Here is a 3785-nt window from a genome sequence, read left to right as displayed (position 1 = left end):
GTGGTGGCGCCTACGCTCGTCACCGTGACGACCACCGACCCGCAGCTGCTCGCCCCCGTGTCCGCCGACGGCGCCGACGCCGGCGACGTCGAGGCCGCGCCCGAGCCGCGCGTCCCGGGCCTGTCGCCGTCGCGCGCCAACGACTTCCAGCAGTGCCCGCTGCTGTTCCGGTTCCGGGTGGTCGACAGGCTGCCCGAGCCGCCCAGCCTGGCGGCGGCCCGCGGGACGCTCGTGCACACCGTGCTGGAGCGGCTGTACGACCTCCCGCTCGGCGAGCGCACGCCGGCCGCCGCGCACGGGCTGGTCCCCGCGGCGTGGGACGCGCTGCTGGAGCGCTCGCCCGAGGTCGTGACGATGTTCGCCACGGACGACGAGCGCGAGGCCTGGCTCGGCAGCGCCCGGCTGCTTCTCGACACCTACTTCACGCTGGAGGACCCGAACCGGCTGCAGCCGGGTGACCGGGAGCTCGCGGTGCGGACCCTCATGGAGGACGGGCCGCAGCTGCGCGGCATCGTCGACCGGATCGACGTCGCCCCCGACGGGGCGCTGCGGGTCGTCGACTACAAGACCGGCAAGTCGCCGAACCCCGGGTTCGAGGGGTCGGCGCTGTTCCAGATGCGGTTCTACGCCTACGTGCTGTGGCGCGAGCGCGGCGTGCTGCCGAAGCTGCTGCAGCTGGTCTACCTCGGCGACGGGCAGATCCTGCGGCACGCCCCGTCCGAGGCGGAGATGCGGACCCTGGAGCTGCGGCTGCGGTCGCTGTGGGCGCAGGTCGAGGAGGCCGCGCGGACCGGGGAGTGGCGGCCGCGGAAGTCCCGGCTGTGCGACTGGTGCGCGCACCAGGCCGTGTGCCCGGCGTGGGGCGGGACGCCCCCGGAGGTGCCGGAGGGCGCGGTGGAGCGCGCGATCGGCGTCACCCCGGTGGCGCAGGCGTCCTGAGCCCGGCGCGGGCGGACCGACGGTCGCCCCGGGTCAGGGCGCGCGCCGTGCCGCCAGCACCGGGGCCAGCGCCGCGACCAGCCGCCGGGCCGAGGTGCCGTCGGGGTTGTGGTCGGGGTTGTGCTCGACGAGCGTCATGCCGGCGAACCCCGCGTCCGCCACCAGCGGTTCCAGCACGGCGACGAGCACGTCGAGCGTGAGCCCGCGGCCGTACTGGGGGACGTCCGCGCCGGGCAGCAGCAGGGCGTCGAGGACGTCGACGTCGAGGTGCACGAGGAACGGCCGTGACGCCGCGCCCGATCCTGGGGTGGCCTCGGTGACCGCGACGAGCGCACGCCCCGCGGCGCCCTCCGGGTCGGCGGCCACCTCGGCTGCGGGCACCCGCGTGCTCGGCACCAGGCCGTGCACGTCCTCGTCGTCGTCGGCGAACCCGAGGAAGCACAGCGCCCGCGCGTCCAGCAGCGGCCGGCGCGGGCCCAGGCCGGCGAGCGCACCGACGGTCCCCGGCAGGTCGAGCAGGTGGGCGACGCCCATCGAGTCCAGGATCGGCTCCTCGGGGTGGTCCGCGGGCAGCTGCAGGTCCTGGCCGCCGTCGACGTACACCAGCCCGACGTCGCCGAGCGCGGCCACCGCGGCGGCGGCGAGCGGCAGGGCGAGCGTGCACTCGCCGCCGAGCACCAGCGGGGTCTCCCCCGCGGCCAGCACGCCGGCCAGCGCGTCGCGGGCGTCCCGGAGCACCGCGGACACGCCGTCGGCGTCGTGCGGGCCGGTGGTCGCGCCGCTGCCCGCCTCGGGGCGCGGGCGCCACCGCGCGACCGGCCGGTCGCCGTGGTCGGTCACCGACGCGCCGGCCGCCGCGAGGGCCTCGACGAGCCCCGCGGCCCGGAGCGCGGCGGGGCCCTTCTCGAGCCCGGGCCAGTGCGCCGCGCGGCTTGACGGCACGCCGAGGACGCCCCAGTGCCGGTCTCGGGCCGCCGTCATGGCACGACCGTAGGGCCCGGGGTCGCCGGGCGGCGCGCGGTGCGTCGGGGCAGGGGGTCGGGTGGCCGCCCCGGTCCGAGCGGATCCAGGACGGCGGCCCCGCGGAGCGGGTTCGGCCGAGCGGGTTCGCCCGGGGTCAGCCCAGCATGTCGAGCACCGCGCCCGAGCGGATCCGCGCGAAGTCGTCGAGCGACACGTCGGCGAGCGACCCGGTCTTGTTCAGCCCCGTGATGTCGGGCAGCTCCCGGAACACCTCGACGGCGAGCACGCGCGCGCCGGCGGCGACGCCGGAGGTGATGCCGGTCGGCGAGTCCTCGACGACCACGCAGTCGGCGATGTCGACACCGAGCCGCTCGGCCGCCAGCAGGTACGGCTGCGGGTCCGGCTTGGGGCGCTCGACCTCGTCGCCCGCGACGACGGTCGCGAACACGCCGGCGACCCGCGCGAACGGCTCGGCGAGCTCCATGTACGAGGACGTGACGAGCGCCTGGGGCACGCCGGCCGCCGCGAGGGCGGCGAGCAGCTCACGGCCGCCCGGCTGCCACGGCGTGTCCTCCGCGACCGCCGCGGCGACGCGCTTGTTGAGGAAGTCGACGATCTCGTCGACCGTCAGGCCGACCCCGCGGCCCCGGAGGATCTCGCCGGAGACCTTCATCGGGTTGCCGACGAGCGTGAGCCCGTCCTCGTGGGTCCACGTGCCGCCCCAGGACTCGACCAGCTCGGTCTCGGCCGCCATCCAGAGCGGCTCGGTGTTGACCAGGGTGCCGTCCATGTCCCACAGGACGGCGGCGGGCAGGGCGGGTCGGGCGTCGTTCACGGCGTGCGGCTCCGGGTGCTGGTGCGGGCGGGGTGCTGCCCTCGACGGTACCCGGGGTCGGTGAACGACGGTGAACGGCGGGTGTCGCTACTCCCCGACCTGCCCGTCGACCGCCTCCCGGAGCAGGTCGGCGTGCCCGTTGTGCCGGGCGTACTCCTCGATCATGTGGGTGAGGACCCACCGCAGGTGCGGGGTCCGGCCGTCCGGCCAGCCGCGGGCTGCTGCTCCCTCGAGGCCACCCGACGCGAGGGCCGCCGCGACGTCCGCGCGGGACCGCTCGACGGCCGCGAGCCAGAGCGCCCGCAGGTTGTCCGGCGCGTCGTCGGCGGCGGAGTGCCACTCCCAGTCCCGGTCGGCCGACCAGTCGACGGCGGCCCACGGCTCGGCGCGGTCCCGGCCGTGCAGCGCGCGGGAGAACCAGTCGTCCTCGACGTACGCGAGGTGCTTGAGCAGGCCGCCGAGGGTCATCGACGACGCGCCGACGGTGGCCGACAGCCCGGCCGCGTCCAGGCCGCGGGTCTTCCACTCCAGGGTCGCCCGGTGGAAGTCGAGGAAGCCGAGCAGGGTCTGCACCTCGTCGCCGTCCGGGATCGGCTCGGGGCGACCCTGCTCGTCGACGACCGGCGCCTCGTCCCCCACGGGCTCGGCCGCGATGTCGAGCTCGCGCGCCGCGGCGGAGATCCGGCGGGCGAGGTCGAGGTCCCGCCGGCTGAGCCCGGCGACGTCGTGCGAGACCAGCCGCACGGCGACGGACGGGTACCGCAGGTCGACGTCGGGGTGGTGGTCCGCCGCGTCGGCGAGCTCGCCGATCGCGTCGACCAGCTCGGCGCCCGCCGCGAACGACCCGGTGCGGAACCGCGCGTGCGCGCCGTCCGGCCCGACCCGCCAGTCCGCGACGCCGTCGGCCGCCCGGAACTCCTCCGCCGTGATCCGTCCGCCCATGCGGCCCACGGTAGCGGGGCGGGTCGGCGCCGCACCCGGCCGGTCACCCGCGGCACCGCCGCGCGCAGGACCGCCGGTGACCCGGGGGGATGATGGGCCGATGGCC

General features: G+C 77.1%; 4 protein-coding genes. 1 reads left to right on the top strand and 3 read right to left on the bottom strand.

Features of this window, described 5'->3' with window-relative positions; all coding sequences use genetic code 11:
* Positions 1-57: 57 nt before the first annotated feature.
* A complete protein-coding gene (locus G6556_RS17660; RefSeq protein WP_346774980.1) occupies positions 58-939 on the top strand; it encodes a RecB family exonuclease in 882 nt (293 codons plus the stop codon).
* A gap of 33 nt (positions 940-972) precedes the next feature.
* On the opposite strand, the gene G6556_RS17655 is transcribed toward G6556_RS17660, so the two are convergent.
* From G6556_RS17655 to G6556_RS20320, 3 genes are all read right to left on the bottom strand, one after another.
* On the bottom strand, positions 973-1920 hold the full coding sequence (locus G6556_RS17655) for an arginase family protein (protein WP_166944289.1): 948 nt from the start codon (positions 1918-1920) through the stop codon (positions 973-975).
* 136 nt (positions 1921-2056) lie between these two features.
* Positions 2057-2737, bottom strand: a complete 681-nt coding sequence (locus G6556_RS17650; protein ID WP_346774979.1) for an HAD family phosphatase — start codon at positions 2735-2737, stop codon at positions 2057-2059.
* 87 nt (positions 2738-2824) lie between these two features.
* On the bottom strand, positions 2825-3679 hold the full coding sequence (locus G6556_RS20320) for a DUF664 domain-containing protein (protein ID WP_346774978.1): 855 nt from the start codon (positions 3677-3679) through the stop codon (positions 2825-2827).
* Positions 3680-3785 lie beyond the last annotated feature (106 nt).

Origin of the sequence: Cellulomonas sp. IC4_254 (assembly GCF_011603975.1) — a bacterium.
Lineage (GTDB): Bacteria > Actinomycetota > Actinomycetes > Actinomycetales > Cellulomonadaceae > Cellulomonas.
This window is presented reverse-complemented; position numbering and strand designations above follow the sequence as displayed.

Coding starts and splice junctions, on each gene's coding strand:
- G6556_RS17655 (WP_166944289.1), bottom strand. CDS start 1,920: ATGACGGCGGCCCGAGACCGGCACTGGGGCGTCCTCGGCGTGCCGTCA.
- G6556_RS20320 (WP_346774978.1), bottom strand. CDS start 3,679: ATGGGCGGACGGATCACGGCGGAGGAGTTCCGGGCGGCCGACGGCGTC.